We start from the raw sequence: 21,507 nt of genomic DNA, 5'->3' as shown, positions 1-21,507 counted from the left end.
GTCCCTCCTCCCCCTCATCCTCCTCATCAGCCAAGCAGCGCGTCCCGGGCTTCCTGCCACGAAGCCTTGTCCGGCGCGCAGATCAGCCCGCCGGTGACATGTTCGGAGGCGCGGTAATCGCTGCCGTCGAAACGCGCGGAATAGCCGCCGGCCTCCCTGTGCAGCAGCCAGCCGGGCGCGTGATCCCAGGGCATCAGCTTGTTGTAGAACAGCAGATGGGCGTGGCCGCTGGCCGCCAGCCGGTATTCATGGGCGGCGCAGCGGAAGTTCACGATGCCGGCGAGGTTGGGCAGGCGAGATGCCACCTGGGTCCGCTGCGGTTCCTTGAGAAAACCCCAGGAGACGGCACCGATCATGCGGTTCACCGGCACCGGCGCGGCCACGCGGAGATCGGCGAAGCGCTTGCCTTCCGCATCCTCGAACCAGGCGCCCTCCCCGCGCAACGCCACGGCCGTGTCGTCGCCCAACGGGTCATGGATCCAGCCGCCCACCACCTCGCCCTTCACGAAGGCCGCCGCCATGCAGCCGAACAGCGGCATGCCGGCGGCGAAATTCGCCGTGCCATCCACCGGGTCCACCACGAAAGCCAGATCGGCGCCGGCCAGCTTCGACAGCAGCGAGGCATCGGCCGCCGTCGCCTCCTCCCCCACCACGACGCAGCCGGGGAAGCGGGCGCGCAGCGCCGCCTCGATCATGCGTTCGGCGGCCTCGTCGGCCTCCGTCACCAGGTCGAGCGGGCTCGACTTGGTGCGGACATCGCCGGCGGCGAGGCGCCGGAAGCGCGGCAGGATCTCGGCCCGCGTGGCGTCGCGCAGCAGCGCGGCCACGTCGCGCGCAGCCTTGGTATCGAAGCGCATCAGGATCCCCGTTGTTCGAAGCGTGCCCGATCGGCCGGCGTCAGGCGCACCGTGACGCGGATCGCGTCCTCCGCATCCTCCCGCCCCAGGACCTCGCCATGCTCATAGAGCCAGGCGAGGCCGGCGCCGTCGCCGGGGGCGATGCGGTATTCCGCCGTCTGCATGCCCGCCGTCATCCGCGCATCCAGCGCGTCGCGCAGCGCGTCCAGCCCATCGCCCGTCAAGGCGGAGACGGCGATGGCGCCGGGGATTTCCGGCACGGAATCCACGCCGCCCATGAGATCGGCCTTGTTCAGCACCTCGATGACGCGGTTGGGCCAGGATTCGTCCATGGCCGCATCCTCGCCCTCCGCCATCTCGCCGAGCACGCCCAGCACATCGGCGCGCTGGGCGGCGCTGTCGGGATGCGCGGCGTCGCGGACATGCAGGATGATATCGGCCGCCGCCACCTCCTCCAGCGTCGCGCGGAAGGCCTCAACGAGCTGGGTCGGCAGGTCGGAGATGAAGCCCACGGTGTCGGAGAGGATGACGGTGCGGCCCGACGGCAGCTTGATCGCCCGCATGGTGGGGTCCAGCGTGGCGAACAACTGGTCCTGCGCGAAGACGCCGGCCCCGGTCAGGGCATTGAAAAGCGTGGATTTTCCCGCATTGGTGTAGCCGACGAGTGCCACCACCGGATAGGGCACGCGGGCGCGGGCGGAACGGTGCAGGCCGCGGGTGCGGCGCACCTGCTCCAGCTCCTTCTTCAGCCGGATGATGCGTTCGTCGATCAGCCGCCGGTCGATCTCGATCTGCGATTCACCGGGACCGCCGAGGAAGCCGAAGCCGCCGCGCTGACGTTCCAGGTGGGTCCAGGACCGCACAAGCCGGGTGCGCTGGTAGGACAGATGGGCGAGTTCGACCTGAAGCGCACCTTCCTTGGTGCGGGCACGATCGCCGAAAATCTCCAGGATCAGCCCGGTGCGGTCGATGACCTTGGCACCCCAGGCGCGTTCCAGGTTGCGCTGCTGCACGGGCGTCAGGGCGGCATCGACCACCACCACGCTGACGCCGTGGCGCTCGCATTCCTCATGCACCATGGCCACCTGACCCTCCCCCAGCAGGCTGGAGGATCGCATGGCGCGCAGGGGGAAGATCGCCGTATGGACGATGGTCAGGCCAATGGAGGCAGTGAGTCCCACCGCCTCGGCCAGCTTCGCCTCCGCCGCGCGGTTGGACGCGGCCTCGGCGCCCCGCAGCGTGCGGTCATGGGGCAGGATCACTGCGGCCCGGGTCGGGCCGTCGCGGGTTTCCTTCAGCGTCCGGCCAGCGCCGGCTTCCGGGCTGGTCGGGTTAATCGCGCGATCCGACAGGTGTCACCTCTCGCCCCAGGGTCAGCCGGTTCTCACGCGCCGGTGCGCCCATGCCTTCCGCGGATTGTGCCGGTGCCCCGGCGCCCGCGCCAGCCGCCGTCGCATCGAACAACATGATCGGCGCGCCCGGCATCACGGTGCTGATGGCATGCTTGTAGACGAGCTGGGTATGCCCGTCGCGGCGCAGCAGCACGGAGAAATTGTCGAACCAGGTGATGATTCCCTGCAGCTTGACGCCGTTCACCAGGAAGATCGTCACCGGGGTCTTGGACTTGCGAACATGGTTCAGGAACACGTCCTGCACGTTCTGGGATTTTTCGGCGGCCACGAGGGTCGTTCCTTCTTGTTCTTGGCGAGGCGCGGAGGCCTGGCCATGGGCGGGGAGAAGCGGCATCGCCCAAGTGGCATTCGTACCACCATCAAGACCATGCCGCATGCGGAGCCCCGTCAGCCGGGAAGCCCGCTTCTGCTAATCTCCCTCGCCAACCCCTGCCCTGGCAAGGTGTTGCAACCACGCCGCGAGCGCATGGCCGTCATCGAATACGTGATCCGGCCGCGCCGCCGCCACGCCGCCATCATGCGCCGCCCGGCCGAGCAGCACGGCGGTGCAGCCGGCGGCCCGCGCGGCGTCCATGTCCAGCACCGTGTCGCCGATATACCAGACCGCGGGGCCGGCCGGCACGCCGCAGGCGGCGAGCGCCATCAGGATCGGCGCAGCGCTGGGCTTGTCCGCTGTCGCGTCCCCCGCCCCGACCAGCGTGGCGAAGTGTCCCGCCCAGCTGAGATGCGCCGCTTCCGCCCGCAGCAGCGGCCCCTGCTTGTTGGAGACGACCCCCTGCGGCCCCAGGACGGCGGCCGCCGCGATGGCCTGCGCCGCGCCCGGCATCGGGTTCAGCACTTGCAGGTGGCAGGAGCGGACAGCCGTGTAGAAGATATCCCGCGCCCTTTCCCATTCGGCGCCGAACATCCCCGGAAAGGTGTCCCGCAGCGACCCCCGGACATTGGCCAGCACCGTCTCCCGGTCCCATTCCGGCATGCCAAACTCGGAAAAAGTCGCGTTCAGCCCGTGCTGGATGGCGGCCCAGCCATCCACCAGGGTGTTGTCCCAGTCCCAGAGGATGCAGGCGGGGCGGGTCATGCCGCGTTCTTCACATCGCCCTTCACATGCCGGGCAAAAATCTCGAACAGCCGCCGCACCACCGGCCCGACCTTGCCATCCCCCACCGGCAGCCCGTCGATCTTCGTGATGGGCTTCACGAAGGAGGTGGCGGAGGTGATGAAGGCCTCGCGCGCTTTCCGCACATCCTCCACCGAGAATTCGCGCTCGTCGTAGGCGATGCCCAGCGTCCGCAATTCGGCCATCAGCGCGGCGCGGGTGCAGCCCGGCAGGATCACCTGGTCGAGGAAGCGGGTGCGGATGGCGCCGTTCTCATCGACGATCCAGAAAGTGGTCGCGGCCCCCTCCGTCACCATGCCGGTCTTCTCGTCGAACAGGATCGCCTCGATCGCGCCCTGCTCCCGCGCCGTCTGGCGGGCCAGGCAATTCGGCAGAAGGTTCACGGACTTGATGTCCCGCCGCGCCCAGCGCAGGTCCGGCAAAGTGATGCAGGCGGCCTGCCACTTGTCGACATCGGTGGGATAGGCCGGCACCCGGCGGATGGTCACCACCAAAGCCGGCGGAACGGGCTTGCTCGGGAAGGCATGGTCGCGGCGCGACACGCCGCGCGTCACCTGCATATACAGCAGCCCCTCCCGCACCCGGTTCCGCTGCGCCACTTCCCGCAGCACCATCGACAGCGCGGCGCGGGACATCGGCATGGGCAGCGCGATCTCGCGCAGGGAGCGTTCGAGGCGCGCGAGGTGCAGATCCTCATCCACATAGCGGCCATCATGCAGATGGACGACCTCATAGATGCCATCGCCGAACTGGTAGCCGCGATCCTCGATATTCACCGAGGCCTCCGACTGCGGCAGGTAGCGACCATTCACATAGGCAATCTTTGACATCTTTGCTTTCCCTCAGACGCCGGGCGCGGCCTACGGCCGCTGGGCTTCGCGGCACTTGCCGCGGCGGCCGTCCGGCCGCTCGGCCTTGGCAAAGTGGCCAAGGCCGCAGGTTGCGAATCTCTTGTTTGACGTTGGTCTATCCGCCCGCCGCTGCCGCCGGCGCGCGGTCCTCGGCGTGGACGCCCAGGAACTTCAGCTTACGATGCAACGCGCTGCGTTCCATCCCCACGAAGGCCGCCGTGCGGCTGATATTGCCGCCGAAGCGCAGCAATTGTGCCTCCAGATACTGCCGCTCGAACAATTCCCGCGCCTCGCGCAGCGGCAGGGTCATGATCTCCGAGCTGCGATCCAGCTTCAGCACCGCTGGGGCGGAGGCGCCGACATGGGGCGGCAGCATGTCCGGCCGGATCGGCTCCCGCGCATCGCCCGGCGCCATGATGAGCAGCCAGTCGATCAGGTTGCGCAATTCCCGCACATTGCCCGGCCATTCATAGGCCTGCATCGCCGCCAGCGCGTCCTCGGACAATTCGCGCGATGCCATGCCGGATGTGTCACCGGACCGCTTCATGAAATGCCGGGCGAGCGCCGGAATATCCTCCCGCCGCTCCCGCAGCGGCGGAATCTTCAGCGGCACCACGGCGAGCCGGTAGTACAGATCCTCCCGGAACCGCCCGCCGGCGATCTCCGCCTGCAGATCGCGATTCGTCGTCGCGATGACGCGCACATCCACGGTCACCCGCTGCGCCCCGCCGATACGGACAAAACCCTGTTCCTGGAGGGCCCGGACAATCTTCCCCTGGGTCTCCAGCGGCATGTCCGCCACCTCGTCCAGCAGCAGCGTGCCGCCATGGGCGCGTTCCAGCACCCCGGCGCGGCGCGGCTGGCCCGCCGGATCGCTGCCGGCTTCCACGCCGAACAGTTCCTCCTCGAAGCGTGACGGCGCCAGGGTGGCGCAGTTCAGCGCGACGAAGGGGCCATCGGCCCGGCGCGACCGCGCATGCAGCATCCGCGCCGTGACTTCCTTGCCCGAACCGGCCGGCCCGCTGATCAGCACGCGCGACCCGGTCGGCGCCACGCGGTCGATCGCCTGGCGAAGCTGGGTCATGGGCACGGAGATGCCGACGAGGTCGGCCTCCCCCCCCGCGCGCAGCCGCAACTCGCTGTTCTCCCGCTGGAGGCGGGAGGCTTCCAGCGCGCGGGCGATCACCAGCAGCAGGCGGTCCGACTTGAACGGCTTCTCGATGAAGTCGTAGGCGCCGTTCTGGATCGCCTGCACCGCCGTCTCGATGGTCCCATGGCCGGAGATCATCACGCAGGGCACGCGCGGCTCCTCGCCATGCAGCGCGGCCAGGATGCCGAGGCCGTCCAGGCGGGAGTTCTGAAGCCAGATGTCCAGGATCACCAGCGAGGGCCGTCGCGCCTTGAAGGCGGCGATCGCCTGGTCGGAATTGGCCGCCTGCCGCGTCTGATAGCCCTCATCCGACAGGATGCCCTCGATCAGGGCGCGGATGTCCGGCTCATCGTCGACGATCAGGATATCATGCGCCATGGTCAGCCCCGTCGCGTCCCGCTGCTGCGCCCGTCACAGGCGTGTCCTCTCGTGCTTGTAGCGGAACCGCGCCCGAGTCCTTCGCGCCCTTCGGCACCACGCGCGGCAATATCAACAGCGCCCGGGCGCCGGGGCCATCGGGCCGGTCCTCCAGCTCCAGCCGGCCACCATGGTCCTCCATGATCTTCTTGACGATGGCAAGGCCGAGGCCGGTGCCTTTCACCTTGTGGGTGACATAGGGCTCGGTCAGCCGCGCCCGTTCCTCGCCCTCCGGCAGGCCGATGCCGTTATCCTCGACCAGCACGGCGATATCCTCGCCGCGCGGCTCCACCCGCAGTCCGATCACGCCCATCTCGCCTTCCGCCCGGGGGGCGGAGGCCACGGCGTCGGCGGCGTTGTGCAGCAGGTTGGTCAGGGCCTGGCCGATCAGGCGGCGATCCATGGGCAAGGGCGGCAGGTCCTCCGGAATGGTGGTGTCGTAGCGGATTTCGGGATGCGCGCCGCGCTGCAGCACCAGCGCCTCCCGCACCACCTGGTCCAGGCGATCGGGGCGGATCACCGGCTGGGGCATGCGGGCAAAGGCCGAGAATTCGTCCACCATCCGGCCGATATCGCCGACCTGGCGCACGATGGTGTCGGTCAGCGTCCGGAAGGTCTCCGGGTCGCTGGAGATCTCCTTCAGGTATTTGCGCTTCAGGCGTTCGGCGGAGAGCATGATGGGGGTCAGCGGGTTCTTGATCTCATGCGCGATGCGCCGGGCCACATCGGCCCAGGCGGCCTTGCGCTGGGCCGACTGCAATTCGGTGATGTCGTCGAAGGTCAGCACGAAGCCGGTGACCCGGCCGGGCTGGCCCTCCGCGCCGATGCGGGCGATCAGGCTGCGGCGATGGGCGGGTGGGCCGATCGGGATTTCGGCGGTGCGGGCACGGTCCGGCTGGTCCCGCGCCTCCGCCACCAGGGTGCTGAATTCCGGCGCCACGCGGGCCAGCGGCAGGCCGATGGCGGCATCGAGGTCCACGCCCAGCAATTCGCTGGCGCTGCGATTGGGCAGGTTGATGCGGCCTTCCGCATCCAGCCCGATGACGCCGGCGGAAACACCGGACAGCACCGTTTCCGTGAAGCGGCGGCGTTCGTCGATCTGGCGATAGGCCGCCATCAGCTCGCCCCGCTGGGCCGACAACTGGCTGATCATGCGGTTGAAAGCGCGGGAGAGGCTGGCGAGTTCGTCATCCTGCGTCCCCTCCTCCACCCGCGTCGCCAGGTCGCCGGCGCGCACCCGCTCGGCGGCGGTGATGAGGCGGGAGATCGGCCGCGCCATCTGGTTGGCAAAAACCAGCCCGACCAGCACCGCCGCCAGCAGCACCAGCAAGGCCGCGCAGGCGAAAATGAGAGCAAACGTGATCTGCAGGCTGCCGCGATTGCGGTCGAGCTGGTCGTATTCCTGGAAGGCCAGCTCCGTGGTGCGCATGTGGTCCAGCACGCTGCCATCCAGCGGCCGCCCGATCAGCAGCAGCAGGCCCGGCGGGATGTCGAGGCTGGTCACGGCGCGCACCCGGGCATCTGATTCGCCGGGCACCACGGCCACTTCCCCCTGCCGCACCTGTTCCAGCGCCCAGCCGGGGGGAGGTTCGATCATCGCGCCGGGGGTGAAGCCGGCGGCGGCCATCACCCGGCCCAGCGTCGGCTCGAAGACCACCGCCTCGGTCAGGCCGCGGATCGAGGTCTGGGTCGCCAGCAGCCGCTCGAAGGCCGGCATGTTGTCGGGCAGGAAAACCTGGGCGGCGCGGTTCAGGTCGGCGGCCATGGCCAGGGCATCGACCCGGATCTCGTCCCGGTGCTGGTCCATCCAGGCGCGGGAGGCGACGAGGGAGGCTTCCAGCGTCGAGCGCACACGGTCGCTGAACCAGGCCTGGATACCGAGGTTGAAGAAGACGGCGGCGAAGGCCGCGACGATCAGCGCCGGCACCACGGCGACACCGCCGAACAGCAGCACCAGCCGCACATGCAGCCTCGCCCCGGCGCTGCCGCGCCGCCGTTCCGCCCAGACCCGCACCAGCCGGGCGACCAGGGAGCCGGCCAGCAGCAGCAGCACCCCGGCATTCAGCAGCACCACGAAGACGATCTGCCCCGGGCTGGTCGGCCCGAAGGGGCTGCCGCCGGCCAGCAGCACGAAAGTGGCAATCCCCAGCAGCACGGCCGTGACCGCGAGGCCGAAGGTTGTCACCCGACCCAGAAAAAGGTCACCGATTCGGCGCCAGCCCAGTCCCATGCCCCGCATCTATCCCAGGCCCGCCAGGGACCAAAGCGTGCCGGCGCGGAAAAACGCGCATTGGGTCAGGTCTGGGATCAGGGCAGGCCCCGGACCACCGGCAGATCCAGCTCCCGCAGCTTCTTCCGCAGCGTGTTGCGGTTCAGCCCGAGCATGGCCGCCGCCTTGATCTGGTTGCCGCGCGTGGCCGACAGTGCCAGCTTCAGCAAGGGCCGCTCCACCTCCGCCAGCACCCGGTCATACAGGTCGCGGATCGGCATGCCGTCCTTATGCGCCGACATGAAGCCGGTCAGGTGGCGTTCCACGGATTGTTCCAGGGTCTCCGGCGCGCGCGGGCCTTCCTCGGGCACGGCGGCGGCCTCGGCCAGTTCGGCGCCCACGGCATCGGCACCGATGATCTCCTGCGGATAGAGTGCCGCCATCCGGCGCATCAGGTTTTCCAGCTCCCGCGCATTGCCCGGCCAGGCATGCTGCTTGAGGCGGTCCATCGCCCCCTGGTCGAGCTGTTTCTGGGGCAGGCCGGCGGCACGGGCGCGTTCCAGGAAGTGGCGCGCCAGCAGCGGGATATCCTCCAGCCGCTCCCGCAGCGGCGGCAGGCGGATCGGCACCACGTTCAGGCGGTAGAACAGGTCTTCGCGGAACATGCCGCCGCGGATCGATTGCCGCAGGTCGCGATGGGTGGCGGCGACGATGCGGACATTGGCCTTGATCGGCTGGCGGCCGCCGACGGTGGTGAATTCGCCTTCCTGGAGAACGCGCAGAAGGCGGGTCTGCGCCTCGGGCGGCATGTCGCCGATCTCATCGAGGAACAGCGTGCCACCGGCCGCCTGCTCGAAGCGGCCGACGCCGCGGTTCAGCGCCCCGGTGAAGGCGCCACGCTCATGGCCGAACAGCTCCGATTCGATCAGTTCACGCGGGATCGCCGCCATGTTGATGGCGACGAAAGGCCCACCGCGCCGGCGGCCGTAATCGTGCAGGGCGCGGGCCACCAACTCCTTGCCGGTGCCGGACTCGCCCGTGATCATCACCGTCAGGTCGGTGGTGGTGAGGCGGGCGACCGTCCGGTAGATCTCCTGCATCGCGGCGGAGCGGCCGACCAGCGGCAGCCTCTCCTCCGGCTCATCCGCATCCGCCACCGAGGGCTGGCTCGGCGCCGCCAAAGCGCGCCCGACAACCGCCAACAATTCCTTCAAATCGAAGGGCTTGGGAAGGTAATCGAAGGCGCCGCGTTGGGTTGCCTTCAAGGCTGTGGAGAAGGTGGACTGCGCCGACATCACCACCACGCGCAGATCGGGCCGCACCCGGCGGATGCGCGGCACCAGGTCCAGCCCGTTCTCATCCGGCATGATGACGTCGGTGATGACCAGGTCACCCTCCCCATCCTCCACCCAGCGCCACAGGGTGGCGGCGGAAGACGTTGCGCGCACATGGTAGCCGGACCGGCCAAGTGCCTGCGACAGAACGGTTCGGATCGCCCGGTCGTCATCGGCGATCAGGATGGTGCGGGTGGTGGCGGAGACCGCGGCGGCGTCACTCATGCGGCTACTCCGGGCAGGCGGCGGGGTGTGGGGGGCGGCAGGGGCAGGGACAGGCGGAAGGCGGTGCGGCCGGGACGGCTGTCGCATTCGATCAGCGCGCCCTGGTCGCCCACCAGCTTGGCGACGAGCGCCAGGCCAAGCCCCTGCCCGCCCCGCTTGGTGGTGACGAAGGGCTCGAACAGCGTCGCACGGACGACATCCGGAATGCCGGGGCCATTGTCGCGGACGATGACCTGGAGGGGCAGGTCCACCCGTTCCTGGCTGCCTGGCACGGCGATGCGGACGCCGTGGTGGTAGGCGGTGGTCAGCACGATCTCGCCATTCCTTGAATCAACAGCTTCCGCCGCGTTCTTCACCAGGTTCAGCAGGATCTGCACCAGCAGGTCCCGGTTGCCCCAGACCGGCGGCAGGGAGGGGTCGTAGTCCTGCACGATCTTCAGATGCGCCGCGAAGCCGGACAGCGCGATGCGGCGGACATGGTCCAGCACCTCATGGATATTCACCTCCGCCTGCGCCACCGGACGGTCGGAGAACATGTCCATCCGCTCCACCAGGTTGCGGATGCGGTCCACCTCGTCCTGGATGAGCTGGCACAATTCCCGGTCGCCCTCGCTGGCGCCCTGTTCCAGAAGCTGCGCGGCGCCGCGAATGCCGGAAAGCGGGTTCTTGACTTCGTGGGCGAGCATGGCCGCCATGGCGGAGGCGCTGCGCGCCGCGCCCCGGAAATTCAGCTGCCGGTCCAGCATCTGCGCCGTGGAGCCATCCTGCAGGGTCAGCACCACGCTGCCCGGCACCTCGGGCAGCGGCGCGCCATGGGCAGCGACGCCCAGCCGGCGCAGGCGCGGGCTTTCCAGCGCCAGGTCATGGTCGGAAACCGGCGCCTCATGCGCGCGCACCTGGGCCAGCATGGCGAACAGCCGGTGATCCGGCGGCAGCATGTCGCGCAGGGAATAGCTGCGCAGGGAGGCGGCGGAGTGCTGGAAGAACAGTTCGGCCGCGGGATTGGCGAAGCGGAAGCGGTCCTCCGCATCCAGCACCACCGCGGCGATGGGCAGGGCGCCGAGCACGGCGATGGCATCCGGCGGGAGGACCGGCGCGGCGGGCACCGGAAGGCGCAGCGCCCGGGCAGCGCGGGTCAAGGCGGTGGCCCTCATGCGGCGAGCCGGGCCTCATGGCCGCCCTCGATGAGGGGAAGGTAGAAGCGGTCGATCAACGCCAGCACCGCCTCCACCGAATCCGTCCGGTTGACCTCAGACCGGAATTCCGCTGAACCATGCAGGCCCTTGGAATACCAGGAGACATGCTTGCGGGCGAGGCGCATGCCCGGGTCGCGCCCGTGATGCGTCAGCATGGCATGGTAATGCGCCAGCAACGTCTCGTACTGCTCGACCAGGCTGGGTTCCTCCGGCAGCACGCCGGTCTGGAGATAGGTCGCGACCTGGCGCGGCAGCCAGGGGCGGCCGTAGCAGCCGCGGCCGATCATCACGCCATCGGCGCCGGACTGGCGCAGCGCCTCCGCCGCATCCTGCGGCGTCAGGATGTCGCCATTGACGATGACGGGAAGGTCCACCGCCGCCTTCACCTGGGCGACGAAGGCCCAGTCGGCGGTGCCGTTGTAGAACATCTGCCGGGTGCGGCCGTGCACCGTCACCATGCGGATGCCGCTCTCCTGCGCGATGCGCGCCAGCTTCGGCGCGTTCAGCGACTGGTGGTCCCAGCCCATGCGCATCTTCAGGGTGACGGGGACGGACACCGCCTTGACCACCGCCTCGAGGATGCGCGCCGCGCCGATCTCGTCCCGCATCAGGGCGGAGCCGGCGGACTGGCCGAGCGCCACCTTCTTCACCGGGCAGCCGAAATTGATGTCGACGATGGCCGCGCCATGCTGCACCACCAGCTTCGCGGCTTCCGCCATCACCGCCGGGTCGCAGCCGGCGAGCTGGACGGAGGCCCCTTCCCCATCCACCTCCGCCATCTTCAGCGTGGTCCGATTCTCCCGCACCATGGCGTTGGAGGCGATCATCTCGCTGACCACGAGGCCGGTGCCCAGGGCACGCGCCAGGCGGCGGAAGGGCAGGTCGGTGACGCCGGACATGGGCGCCAGGATGACCGGCATCTGGATCGTCGCGCCGCCGAGATCAATCGGGCGCAGCCGAGGCGAAGGGGTTGTCATGCTCATGATTTGGGCAAGGTAGAGGCCGACAGGCCCGGAGGCAATGCGATCCATGCAGCCCCACGCCGATCTGCCACTTATTCCGGCATTGTCCTGAGCCGGCCGTCCCAGGATGGGCCGGGCGCGCGGCTTCGGCTAGCCTGAACGCATGACATCTGTGGCCCTCCTGATGGCGGCCGGCAGCGGCAGCCGCTTCGGCGCCGACCGGCCGAAGCAATATCTGTCTCTCGCCGGACGCCCGGTGCTGCGCCATGCGGCGGAGGCGCTGCTGCGCGACGGCGGCGTGGACGCCATCCTGCCCGTCTGCGCGTCGGACAGCCTGGCGATGGTGGCGGCGATTCTGGAGGGCCTGCCCACCCTGCCCCCGGTCGTCGGCGGCGCCACCCGCCAGGCCAGCGTGCGCGCGGGGCTGGAGGCTCTGGCCGGCGATCCGCCGGCGCTCGTCCTGGTGCATGACGGCGCCCGGCCGGTGGTGCCGCCGGGCACGGTGCCGGCCCTGCTGGCGGCGCTGGAGAGGCACCCGGGCGCCATCCCGGCCCAGCCGGTGACGGATACGCTGAAGCGCGGCGAGGCCGGGCTGATCCAGGCGACGGTCCCCCGCGCCGGCCTGTTCCGCGCCCAGACCCCCCAGGCCTTCCGATTCGCCCCCCTGCTCGCCGCCCATCGCACCGCGACGGCCGAGGCCACGGACGACGCCCAGCTTCTGGAGGCCGCCGGGCTGGCGGTCGCCCTGCTGCCGGGGCACGAGCAGAACATCAAGATCACCTGGCCGGAGGATCTGGCCCGCATGGAGGCCGCCCTGACCCCGCCCCTTCTCCCCCGCATCGGCACCGGCTTCGACGTCCACCGCCTGGTCGCCGGCCGGCCCATGGTGCTGTGCGGCGTCACCATCCCCGGCCCGATGGGGCTGGATGGCCATTCGGACGCCGATGTCGGCCTGCATGCGCTGTGCGATGCCATCTATGGCGCGCTGGCCGAGGGCGATATCGGCCGCTGGTTCCCGCCCAGCGAGGCGCAATGGAAGGACGCCGACAGCGCCCGCTTCCTGCGCCACGCCGCCGGCCGCATCGCCGCCCGCGGCGGGGTGCTGGCCAATGCCGACGTCACGCTGATCTGCGAACGCCCAAAGATCACCCCCCATGCGACGGCGATGCGGGAACGGCTGGCGGCGCTGCTGGAGGTGCCGCTCGACCGCATTTCGGTGAAGGCGACCACCACCGAACGCCTGGGTTTCCCGGGCCGTGGCGAGGGGATCGCGGCGCAGGCGGCGGTGTGCCTGCTGGTGCCGACTTAAGCCGCGCGCGGGCCGCGCCCCGCCGGATAGGGCCAGCGCGGGTCGCGGAACTCCTGCAATTGCAGCCAGTAGCCCTCCGGGTCATGCAGGAAGCAGGAATAGACCATCCCGCCGCCCGACAACTCCGGCGGCCCGTCGAAGACCACGCCACGCGCCAGCAGCCGCGCATAGGCGGTGTCCAGGTCCTGGACCAGGAAGGTGAACATCATGCCCCTGGTGCCGCGGGGCCGGTCCGCCTTGTTGCAGACGCCGAGGAAGCCGGTGGGGCTGACCTGGAAGATGCGGCAGATGCCCTGGTCCATCACCAGCGGCAGGCCAAGTACCTCCCCGTAGAATTGGGCCAGGCGGTCCAGGTCGTCGGTATAGAGCCAGACGACATTTTGCTCGCTGAATATTTTTCCCTGATCCATGGGCACCGCAGCCATCTCCGTCTCCATTTGGCGGCGCCAGGGAAAGACAAGCGGCGCGGCCATGCGCGCCGAGCATGCACGATGCCGTGCGGCGCGGAAACGCCTCCGCGACCCCGCTGGAATCCGCCTCCGAAATGCCCTTATCGTCCAGTTGAGGCTGCCTTGCAGCGGCCCTTGGACGAACAAGAAGGTGACGCCATGACCATCCAACTCGGCCAGGTGGCCCCGGATTTCACCGCCGACACGACCCATGGGGTGCTCAACTTCCATGAATGGCTCGGCAATTCCTGGGGCGTGCTGTTCAGCCACCCGAAGGACTTCACCCCCGTCTGCACGACGGAGCTCGGCGAGACGGCCCGCCTCAAGCCGGAATTCGACAAGCGCGGCGTGAAGGTCATCGGCCTGTCGGTGGACGACCTGGCCCGCCATGCGGGGTGGGAGGCGGATATCGCCGAGACCCAGGGGCATGCCGTGAACTTCCCGATGATCGCCGACCCGGAGAAGAAGGTCGCAGCCCTCTACGGCATGGTGCATCCGGAGGCCGATCCCTCCATCACCGTGCGCACCGTCTTCGTCATCGACCCGGCGAAGAAGGTGCGGCTGTTCATGGTCTATCCGCCCAGCACCGGCCGCAACTTCGACGAGATTCTTCGGGTCATCGACAGCCTCCAACTCACTGATGGGAAGAAAGTCGCGACGCCGGTGAACTGGCGCCCGGGCGATCGCGCCATCATCCCGCCCTCGATCCCGGACGAACAGGCCAAGGCGCTGTTCCCGCAGGGGTGGGAGGCGGAGCGGCCCTATCTTCGCTGGGTCGAGGTGAAGGCCTGACCGCGATGTCCGGCGTCTCGGACGGCTTCTGGGGTGCGGTCGGCCGCACGCCGTTGATCCGCCTGCGCCGCGCCTCGGAGGCGACGGGCTGCGAGATCCTCGGCAAGGCGGAGTTCATGAACCCCGGCGGCAGCGTGAAGGACCGCGCCGCCATCGGCATCCTCTCCGCCGCCATGGCGGAGGGAAAGCTGGTGCCCTTCGAGCCTGGCACGATCGTGGAGGGAACGGCCGGCAATACCGGCATCGGCATCGCGCTGGCCGCCAATGCCATGGGCTGGCGCAGCGTGATCGTGGTGCCTGAAACGCAGAGCCGGGAAAAGCTGGACTACCTGCGCATGATCGGCGCGGATCTGCGGCTGGTCGCGCCAAAACCCTACAGCGATCCCGGCAACTACGTGCATGTCTCGAAGCGGCTGGCGGAGGAGCTGGGCGCGGTCTGGGCCAACCAGTTCGACAATCTGGCCAATGCCGCGGCGCATGAGGCGACCACCGGCCCCGAGATCTGGGACCAGACCGACGGCAAGGTGGATGCCTTCACCTGCGCCTGCGGCACCGGCGGCACGCTGGCCGGCATCGCCCGCGCCCTGAAGGCGCGGAAGCCGGATGTGCGGATCGTGCTGGCCGATCCCGGCGGCTCTGGCCTGCTGGACTGGGTGAAGACCGGCACGCCCCGCGCCGAGGGCAATTCGATCACCGAAGGCATCGGCCAGGCCGCCCGCGCCCCCGGCAACCTCGCCGAGGCCCGGGACCTGATCGACGACGCCATCCGCATCGAGGATCCGGAGATGCTCGAACAGGTTTTTGCCCTGCAGGCGCAGGAAGGCATTTCGGTCGGCGGCAGCGCCGGGCTGAACGTGGCCGCCGCGATCCGTGTCGCCCGCGACCTCGGGCCGGGGCACACCGTGGTGACCATCCTGTGTGACGGCGGCGCGCGCTATCAATCAAAGCTGTTCAACCCCGCCTTCCTGCGCGAGCGTGGCCTGCCCACGCCGCCCTGGCTGGAGTGACCCCCGATGGCGCTGGAAATCATCGAGCTGGCCCGCACCATCCGCGCCCGGGACCCGGCGCGGCCAAGCTGGGTGGAGGCGATGCTGTGTTACGCCGGGCTGCATGCCGTGCTCTGGCACCGGCTGTCGCATGCGCTGTGGAGCCTGCGCCTGCCGGCGGCGGCACGCTTTTCCTCGCACCTCGCGCGCTGGCTGACCGGCATCGAGATCCATCCCGGCGCCCGGATCGGCCGGCGGTTGTTCATCGACCACGGCATGGGGGTGGTGATCGGGGAGACGGCGGAGATCGGCGATGACGTGCTGATCTATCACGGCGTCACCCTCGGCGGCCTCTCCGGCCAGCCCGGCAAGCGGCATCCGACGCTGGAGGACCATGTGACGGTCGGCGCCGGCGCCCAGGTGCTGGGGCCGATCCGCATCGGCCGCGGCGCACGGGTGGGTGCCAATGCCGTGGTGGTGGCGCCGGTGGCGCCCGGCTGCACCGTGGTCGGCATCCCGGCCCGCCCGCCGCGCGGCCAGCCCTGCCAGGACCCCTCGATCGGCTACGGGCTGAGCGCGGCGGTGGATGAGGACCCGGTGGGCGAGCAACTGGCGTCCCTGCGGGCGGAGATGGTGGCGCTGCGCGCGGAACTCGCCGCCCTTCGCGCCAAGCAGCCCGAGGGCGAATGCGAGGGCGTCTGAGCCCGGCTTGACGACCCCGCGCGCCGGGCGGAGTTTCGCCCCGCACGAATGCAAAGGGAGCAGAGACGCATGACCGAGGAAAACCCCGTTCTGGTCACCAGGGACGGCCCGGTGGTGCGTGCCGTGCTCAACCGCCCGCATCGCCGCAACGCCATGAGCCAGGCGCTGGTGGAGGCGCTTGACGTGCTGTTGGCGGAGCTGAAGAACGACACCTCCGCCCGCGTCCTGGTTCTGTCCGGCGCCGGCGGCCATTTCTGCGCGGGGCTCGACCTGACCGAGGTCGGTGCGGTGGAAACGCCGGAGGAAAAGCTGGTCCGCCAGCATGCCCGCAACCAGAAGACCGGCGCGCGCTTCAACGCCATCGCCGAACTGCCGCAGGTGGTGATCGCGGCGGTGGAGGGCGCGGCCTATGCCGGTGGCCTCGGCTTCGTCACCGCGGCCGATATCTGCCTCGCCTCCGCCGATGCGCGCTTCTCGGCGCCCGAGGTGCGGCGCGGGCTGGTGCCGGCGCAGATCCTGCCCTGGCTGGTCCGCCGCATGGGCCGCAGCGAGGCCGCGCGGCTGTGCCTGCAAGGCCATGTGATGGATGCGGCGGAGGCCGCGCATACCGGCCTGGTGCACCAGGTGCTGCCCGATGCGGCGGGGCTGGAGGCCGCCGTGCAGGCGACCATCGCCGACATCCTGCAGGGCGCCCCGGGCGCGCTGGCGGAGACGAAGGCGCTGCTCGCCGCCCTCGGCCCCGTGGCGCCCCCGGCCTATGCCGAGGCCGGCGCCCAGAGCTTCGCCCGCCGCGCCGCCAGCCCGGAGGCGGAGGAAGGCATCGCCAGCTTCAAGCAGCGCCGCAAGCCGAGCTGGATGATGTGATTTAGGGAGACACCGCCATGACCGCCTGCATCGTCGGCTGGGCCCATACCCCCTTCGGCAAGCTGGACGACCCGGATATCGAGAGCCTGTTCGGCCGCGTGGCCCGGGCGGCCATCGAGGATGCGGGGATCGGCGCGGCGGAGGTCGACGGGGCCTTCGTTGGCGTCTTCAATGGCGGCTTCTCCAAACAGGACTTCTTCGCCAGCCTGCTGCTGCAAAGCCTGCCGGAGCTGCGCTTCAAGCCGACCACGCGGTATGAGAACGCCTGCGCCACCGGCTCCGCCGCCATCCATGGCGCGCTCGACTTCCTGGCGGCCAAGCGCGGCCGATTCGCCCTGGTGGTGGGGGCGGAGAAGATGACGGCGACGCCGGGCGCGCAGATCGGCGACATCCTGCTGGGCGCCTCCTACCGCCGCGATGAGGGTGAGATTCCGGCGGGTTTTGCGGGTGTCTTCGGGCGCATCGCCGAAAGCTATTTCCAACGGCACGGCGACCAGTCCGACGCGCTGGCCGTGATCGCCGCCAAGAACCACCGGAATGGTGTATCGAATCCCTATGCGCAGATGCGGAAGGATCTCGGCTTCGCCTTCTGCCGCGCTGAATCTGAAAGAAATCCCTTCGTCGCACCGCCGCTGAAGCGCACCGACTGCTCGCTGGTCAGCGATGGCGCCGCGGCGCTGATCCTGACGGATGAGGAGACCGCGCGCGGCATGGCCAAGGCGGTGCACTTCCGCGCCGCGGTGCAGACCACCGACCTGATGCCCATCGCCGCCCGCGACATTGTTCGGTTCGAGGGCGCCCGGGCCGCCTGGGGACAGGCCCTGGCAGAGACGGGGCTGGCGCTCTCCGACCTGTCCTTCGTCGAAACCCATGATTGCTTCACCATCGCCGAGCTGATCGAATACGAGGCGATGGGCCTGGCGCCCGAGGGGCAAGGGGCGCGGGCGGCGCTGGAAGGCTGGACCGCCAAGGATGGGCGGCTGCCCGTGAATCCCTCCGGCGGGCTGAAATCCAAGGGCCACCCGATCGGGGCCACGGGCGTCTCGATGCATGTGCTGGCGGCGATGCAGCTCACCGGCACAGCGGGCGAGATGCAACTGCCCAAGGCCGACCGCGCCGGCGTGTTCAACATGGGCGGGGCGGCGGTGGCGAATTACTGCTCGATCCTGGAGCGGCTGGGCTAGCACCGCGGGATGGGCCCCGATCAGGCCGGCGCCCTGGCGCGGATCGCGCTGGGCCATGTGGCGCAGGAATGGCCGCAGAAGCTGGACCATGTGCTGGAGGGGCCGGACGATCTGCGCCGCCCTTCCGAGTTGCATCCGATGTTCCATGGCAGCTTCGACTGGCATTCCTGCGTGCATGCCCATTGGATGCTCGCCCGGCTGCTGGCCCGCTTTCCGGACATGCCGGAGGCCGCCGCCATCGCCGCCCGCTTCGACTCGGCCTTCACCCCGGCCAATGCCGAGGCCGAGCGCGCCTATCTCGCCCGCCCCGCCTCCCGTGGGTTCGAGCGGCCCTATGGCTGGGCCTGGCTGCTGAAGCTGCATGCGGCGCTGGCCGGCACGCGCTGGGATTCGGTGCTGGCGCCGCTGGCCGGGGATTTCGCGGCACGCTTCCAGGCGCATCTGCCGCGCGCCGACTACCCCATCCGCAGCGGCGTCCACAGCAACACCGCCTTCGCCCTGACCCTGGCGGCGGATTGGGCGGCGCTGCACGACCCCGCGCTGCTGGTGCTGCTGCGAGAGACGGCACGGCGCTGGTATGGCGCCGATCGCGACTGCCAGGCCTGGGAACCCTCCGGTGAGGATTTTCTCTCCCCTGCCCTGACCGAGGCGGTCTGTCTGGCGTCGCTGCTGCCACCGGCCGATTTCGCCCCCTGGTTCGAGGGCTTCCTGCCGCATCTGGCGCAGGCCGCGCCCGTAACCCTGTTCACCCCGGCCCGCGTGGCGGATCGCAGCGATGGGAGGATCGTGCATCTGGATGGGCTGAACTTGTCCCGCGCCTGGGCCTGGCGCCGCCTGGCCAGGACGCTGCCCGAAGGCGATCCGCGGGCGGTACGCATGCGGATGGCGGCGGCGGCGCATCTGGCGGCCAGCCTGCCGCATCTCGACGGGCACTATATGGGCGCGCATTGGCTGGCGAGTTTTGCGACGTTGGCACTGGAGGAGGAAGGCTAGGCCGCGCGCCCGAAGACGGCGCTCAGCGTGCCGTCGCTTTCCAGGATGAGCGATGACACATCCTCGATCCCGCGACCGCCGGAGGCGCGGATGGCGCTCAGGGCTTCGTCGCGGGTGATGCGCTCGCGCCGCATCGTCGCGTCGCAAAAGGCGCCGTCACGGGCAAGCAAGGCGGGCTCCGACCGGACCAGCTTCGCGAAGCCCGCCCTGCGCACCGAGACATAGGTCACCAGGAACTGCATCAGGATCAGCAGGCCGAGCGCGACCATGCCTTCCGCCAGGGCGACGGATTCCTGGAGCAGGATGGCGGAAAGGGTCGAGCCGAGGGCCACGGTGACGACCAGGTCAAAGGCGTTCAGCTTCGCCAGCGTCCGCTTGCCCGAGATGCGCAGGAACAGGATCAGCGTGACATAGGCCAGGATGCCGACCGTCACCGTGCGGGCGATCCCCTCCCAGTTCTGAAAGAACATCCCTGACCAATTCATGCGATCCTCCTTGGCCAGTGGGATATTGTCGCGGGCGGGTCGATGTGGTGGCCAACGGGGCGCTGTCCCGCGAGTTCCATGCTGGCGCCCAGCCAGAAGGCGCAGGATCTGATCCCCGGCGATCACGCCAGCCCTGGCATGGCGGCGATCGCCTCAAACATCCGCATGCGGTCCTCGATGTCGCGGTCCGGCGGGGCTAGCCGGCCAGGTCGCCATTTCACGCGAGGACGGCTTCGACGGGCCTGCGCGCCGAGTAGGGAAGCGAAGGGCCGTAGCCAAAGCGCATGACGATGTCGGGGCGTCGCCCAGGCAGCCCGACCAGTGTCGCCAGCTCAGGCCGCAGGCTCGCGACTTCAACGGGCTGATTGATAAAGGCATGCTTGAGACCGAGGGCGGTGGCTTGCAACGCGAAACGCTGGCATGCGCGGCCAGCAAGCACCCAATGCGCGCGGTCGTCCTTGTGGGCCACGAAGACCGCGACCCCGGCTGTCGACGCAAACTGCCTGGCGTATTTCTCGTTCTCGGCTTCAGCCTTGAAAGCCAGATCAAACATCATTGGCCCGAGCCAGGAGGGCAGTGAGGGATTTCCAGAGGAGGCGCTGAGCAGACCGTCGCCGGCCCTCATGGCCTGCCGAGGGTTGAAGCGCAGCCACGCCTTCAGTTCATGCAGGAAGGCCGGATCGGCCAACTGCGCGCTGTTCCCGGCAAGGACCAGATCGCGGACCCGCTCGATCTGCGGCCGATCCGTGAGCAGAACCAGATCGACGCCCGGCATCGCCGCCGCCGTGACAAGACTTCGCAGATCGGCGGTGCTGACAGGCTTGCCGTCGAAGTCGCCACGGGTCGATTGGCGCTGCGGAATGGCGTTGAACAACATCGGCTCTGCCGGCACTTCGCCTCCGGTGGCGAAGATGATGGAACCGTTTTCCGCCGGGTTGAAGCGGAGTGCGCCCGGCCTTCCGCGCGCACCGCAGGCAATGGCCAGATTTTCTGCCGCGCAGCCGAGGCTGGCGAAAAGATGGTGGTTGTCCGGGTCGACGATTCCGATCTGCCGTGCCATGTCGGGCAGGATTTCGATATTGCCCGCGCTGATCCTGAACCGCCAAGGCTGCGTATTGTGGCTGTTGGCCGCGAGCGTCGCGTAGCGAATGAGATCGTTTGTCTCTGGCGCCTGCCTCAATGCCGCCCGCGTCGCGGCAATCGAGGCATTGTACTCCTCCATGGAGCCCATGCCCCGGAGCACGAAGAATGCTGCCCCGACACCAGCAATCGCCAGCCCGGCCCCGCCGGCAAGAAAAGAACGCCTGTTCATCTGGTTGCCGATCTTTTCGAAGCGATCGGAACGATCAACGATGACCGGTACGGTCGCGCGTTATACGATGAAAACGCCTGGAATTGAAATTACTCCCGTCAGATCACGACGTCACGTGTTTCAGATTATTCAATTATGAATTTCCCGGCAGACCAGCGGTCTCGACGTCTAAGCCGCGCCGAAAACCGGCTTTGGGATGCCATTATTGTTCTGGAATAGAGAAAATGGCGCACCCGGAGGGATTCGAACCCCCGACCCACGGAGTAGAAATCCGATGCTCTATCCAGCTGAGCTACGGGTGCAAAGCCGGCGCCGTCAGTGCGACCAGTTCTCGCTGCGGCCGAACTTGAAATTGTCCGCATAGGCCTTCGGCTTGATGTCGGCCCGCACCACCGGCGGCTGCGCGACCTCATAGGTCCAGCCGCGGCTTTCGGCATAGGCGATGGCGGCCTCGGCGGTGGCGAAGCGCAGCTTCACCTGGGCCTGGGTGTCGCCCGATCCGGGCCAGCCGGTCATCGGGTCCAGCCGCTTCTTCTCGCCCGGGGCGAATTCCAGCAGCCATTGCCCGGCCCCGGCGCGGCCGGACTGCATGGCGGATTTGGGCTGGCGGTGGATGCGGGCAATCTGGCTGTCGCGCGACATGGGGCGGCGGTCTTCCCTCGGCAGGGGCGGTGTTCTGCGGCTTTCCTATACATCACGCG

The 21,507-nt window shown here is 69.2% G+C and carries 21 protein-coding genes and 1 tRNA gene; 7 read left to right on the top strand and 15 right to left on the bottom strand.

Annotation, left to right across the window (positions count from 1 at the left end; translation table 11 throughout):
* Positions 1 to 26: 26 nt before the first annotated feature.
* The 10 genes from JJQ90_RS24725 to dusB all read right to left on the bottom strand — a co-directional run bounded on the left by JJQ90_RS24725 (position 27) and on the right by dusB (position 11,751).
* Positions 27 to 857, bottom strand: coding sequence for an inositol monophosphatase family protein (locus JJQ90_RS24725; RefSeq protein WP_216878960.1), 831 nt, complete (start codon positions 855 to 857; stop codon positions 27 to 29).
* Complete coding sequence (gene hflX / locus JJQ90_RS24720; RefSeq protein ID WP_216879000.1) at positions 857 to 2,155, bottom strand: GTPase HflX; 1,299 nt, start codon at positions 2,153 to 2,155, stop codon at positions 857 to 859. Before hflX ends, JJQ90_RS24725 begins: the two co-directional genes overlap by 1 nt.
* Positions 2,156 to 2,189: 34 nt before the next feature.
* Positions 2,190 to 2,537 carry an RNA chaperone Hfq gene (gene hfq / locus JJQ90_RS24715; RefSeq protein ID WP_216878959.1) on the bottom strand — a complete coding sequence of 116 codons (348 nt, stop codon included), beginning with the start codon at positions 2,535 to 2,537 and terminating at the stop codon, positions 2,190 to 2,192.
* Between the two features lie 141 nt (positions 2,538 to 2,678).
* Positions 2,679 to 3,347, bottom strand: a complete 669-nt coding sequence (locus JJQ90_RS24710) for an HAD family hydrolase (RefSeq protein WP_216878958.1) — start codon at positions 3,345 to 3,347, stop codon at positions 2,679 to 2,681.
* On the bottom strand, positions 3,344 to 4,216 hold the full coding sequence (locus JJQ90_RS24705) for a D-amino-acid transaminase (protein ID WP_216878957.1): 873 nt from the start codon (positions 4,214 to 4,216) through the stop codon (positions 3,344 to 3,346). Before JJQ90_RS24705 ends, JJQ90_RS24710 begins: the two co-directional genes overlap by 4 nt.
* Positions 4,217 to 4,352: 136 nt before the next feature.
* Positions 4,353 to 5,765, bottom strand: coding sequence for a nitrogen assimilation response regulator NtrX (gene ntrX, locus JJQ90_RS24700; protein WP_216878956.1), 1,413 nt, complete (start codon positions 5,763 to 5,765; stop codon positions 4,353 to 4,355).
* Positions 5,755 to 8,034, bottom strand: coding sequence for a sensor histidine kinase NtrY-like (locus JJQ90_RS24695; RefSeq protein ID WP_230410960.1), 2,280 nt, complete (start codon positions 8,032 to 8,034; stop codon positions 5,755 to 5,757). The genes ntrX and JJQ90_RS24695 overlap by 11 nt, the downstream gene beginning before the upstream one ends.
* 77 nt (positions 8,035 to 8,111) lie before the next feature.
* Positions 8,112 to 9,572, bottom strand: coding sequence for a nitrogen regulation protein NR(I) (gene ntrC / locus JJQ90_RS24690; RefSeq protein ID WP_216878954.1), 1,461 nt, complete (start codon positions 9,570 to 9,572; stop codon positions 8,112 to 8,114).
* Positions 9,569 to 10,726, bottom strand: a complete 1,158-nt coding sequence (locus tag JJQ90_RS24685) for a two-component system sensor histidine kinase NtrB (protein WP_216878953.1) — start codon at positions 10,724 to 10,726, stop codon at positions 9,569 to 9,571. Before JJQ90_RS24685 ends, ntrC begins: the two co-directional genes overlap by 4 nt.
* Positions 10,723 to 11,751, bottom strand: a complete 1,029-nt coding sequence (gene dusB, locus JJQ90_RS24680) for a tRNA dihydrouridine synthase DusB (RefSeq protein ID WP_230410958.1) — start codon at positions 11,749 to 11,751, stop codon at positions 10,723 to 10,725. Before dusB ends, JJQ90_RS24685 begins: the two co-directional genes overlap by 4 nt.
* Positions 11,752 to 11,893: 142 nt before the next feature.
* Between dusB and JJQ90_RS24675 the strand changes: the two genes are divergently transcribed.
* Positions 11,894 to 13,039 (top strand): bifunctional 2-C-methyl-D-erythritol 4-phosphate cytidylyltransferase/2-C-methyl-D-erythritol 2,4-cyclodiphosphate synthase, encoded by a 1,146-nt coding sequence (locus tag JJQ90_RS24675; protein WP_216878952.1) that lies wholly within the window; start codon positions 11,894 to 11,896, stop codon positions 13,037 to 13,039.
* Here JJQ90_RS24675 and JJQ90_RS24670 read toward each other — a convergent pair.
* Positions 13,036 to 13,464, bottom strand: a complete 429-nt coding sequence (locus tag JJQ90_RS24670) for a VOC family protein (protein ID WP_216878951.1) — start codon at positions 13,462 to 13,464, stop codon at positions 13,036 to 13,038. The two genes, JJQ90_RS24675 and JJQ90_RS24670, sit on opposite strands and share 4 nt — an antisense overlap.
* A 183-nt stretch (positions 13,465 to 13,647) precedes the next feature.
* On the opposite strand from JJQ90_RS24670, the gene JJQ90_RS24665 reads away from it, so the two are divergent.
* The 6 genes from JJQ90_RS24665 (at position 13,648) to JJQ90_RS24640 (ending at position 19,009) form a co-directional block, all read left to right on the top strand.
* Positions 13,648 to 14,280 (top strand): peroxiredoxin, encoded by a 633-nt coding sequence (locus tag JJQ90_RS24665; protein WP_216878950.1) that lies wholly within the window; start codon positions 13,648 to 13,650, stop codon positions 14,278 to 14,280.
* Between the two features lie 5 nt (positions 14,281 to 14,285).
* Complete coding sequence (locus tag JJQ90_RS24660; protein WP_216878949.1) at positions 14,286 to 15,287, top strand: cysteine synthase A; 1,002 nt, start codon at positions 14,286 to 14,288, stop codon at positions 15,285 to 15,287.
* Positions 15,288 to 15,293: 6 nt separating this feature from the next.
* The gene (gene cysE / locus JJQ90_RS24655; protein ID WP_216878948.1) at positions 15,294 to 15,968 is read left to right on the top strand and encodes a serine O-acetyltransferase; all 675 of its coding nucleotides are present in this window, start codon (positions 15,294 to 15,296) and stop codon (positions 15,966 to 15,968) included.
* A 69-nt stretch (positions 15,969 to 16,037) separates the two neighbouring features.
* Entirely contained in the window at positions 16,038 to 16,832 is a 795-nt protein-coding gene (locus tag JJQ90_RS24650; RefSeq protein WP_216878947.1) for an enoyl-CoA hydratase/isomerase family protein, read from the top strand.
* 17 nt (positions 16,833 to 16,849) lie between these two features.
* A complete protein-coding gene (locus tag JJQ90_RS24645; RefSeq protein ID WP_216878946.1) occupies positions 16,850 to 18,016 on the top strand; it encodes an acetyl-CoA acetyltransferase in 1,167 nt (388 codons plus the stop codon).
* Positions 18,017 to 18,025: 9 nt separating this feature from the next.
* Positions 18,026 to 19,009, top strand: a complete 984-nt coding sequence (locus tag JJQ90_RS24640) for a DUF2891 domain-containing protein (protein ID WP_216878945.1) — start codon at positions 18,026 to 18,028, stop codon at positions 19,007 to 19,009.
* Here the strand turns inward: JJQ90_RS24640 and JJQ90_RS24635 are convergent.
* The 4 genes from JJQ90_RS24635 to JJQ90_RS24620 form a co-directional block, all read right to left on the bottom strand.
* On the bottom strand, positions 19,006 to 19,494 hold the full coding sequence (locus JJQ90_RS24635) for a DUF421 domain-containing protein (RefSeq protein WP_230410957.1): 489 nt from the start codon (positions 19,492 to 19,494) through the stop codon (positions 19,006 to 19,008). The genes JJQ90_RS24640 and JJQ90_RS24635 overlap by 4 nt on opposite strands.
* 217 nt (positions 19,495 to 19,711) lie before the next feature.
* A complete protein-coding gene (locus JJQ90_RS24630; RefSeq protein WP_216878944.1) occupies positions 19,712 to 20,806 on the bottom strand; it encodes an Acg family FMN-binding oxidoreductase in 1,095 nt (364 codons plus the stop codon).
* A 225-nt stretch (positions 20,807 to 21,031) separates the two neighbouring features.
* Positions 21,032 to 21,108: transfer RNA gene (locus JJQ90_RS24625), tRNA-Arg, on the bottom strand.
* Positions 21,109 to 21,121: 13 nt separating this feature from the next.
* Positions 21,122 to 21,448: an NADH dehydrogenase ubiquinone Fe-S protein 4 gene (locus tag JJQ90_RS24620; protein ID WP_216878943.1), complete on the bottom strand. Its 327-nt coding sequence runs from the start codon at positions 21,446 to 21,448 to the stop codon at positions 21,122 to 21,124.
* Between the last annotated feature and the right edge of the window lie 59 nt (positions 21,449 to 21,507).

Origin of the sequence: Falsiroseomonas oleicola (assembly GCF_019029495.1) — a bacterium.
Classification (GTDB): domain Bacteria; phylum Pseudomonadota; class Alphaproteobacteria; order Acetobacterales; family Acetobacteraceae; genus Falsiroseomonas; species Falsiroseomonas oleicola.
Note: the sequence above shows the minus strand (reverse complement) of the source record. Positions and strands in the feature narration are given on the sequence as shown.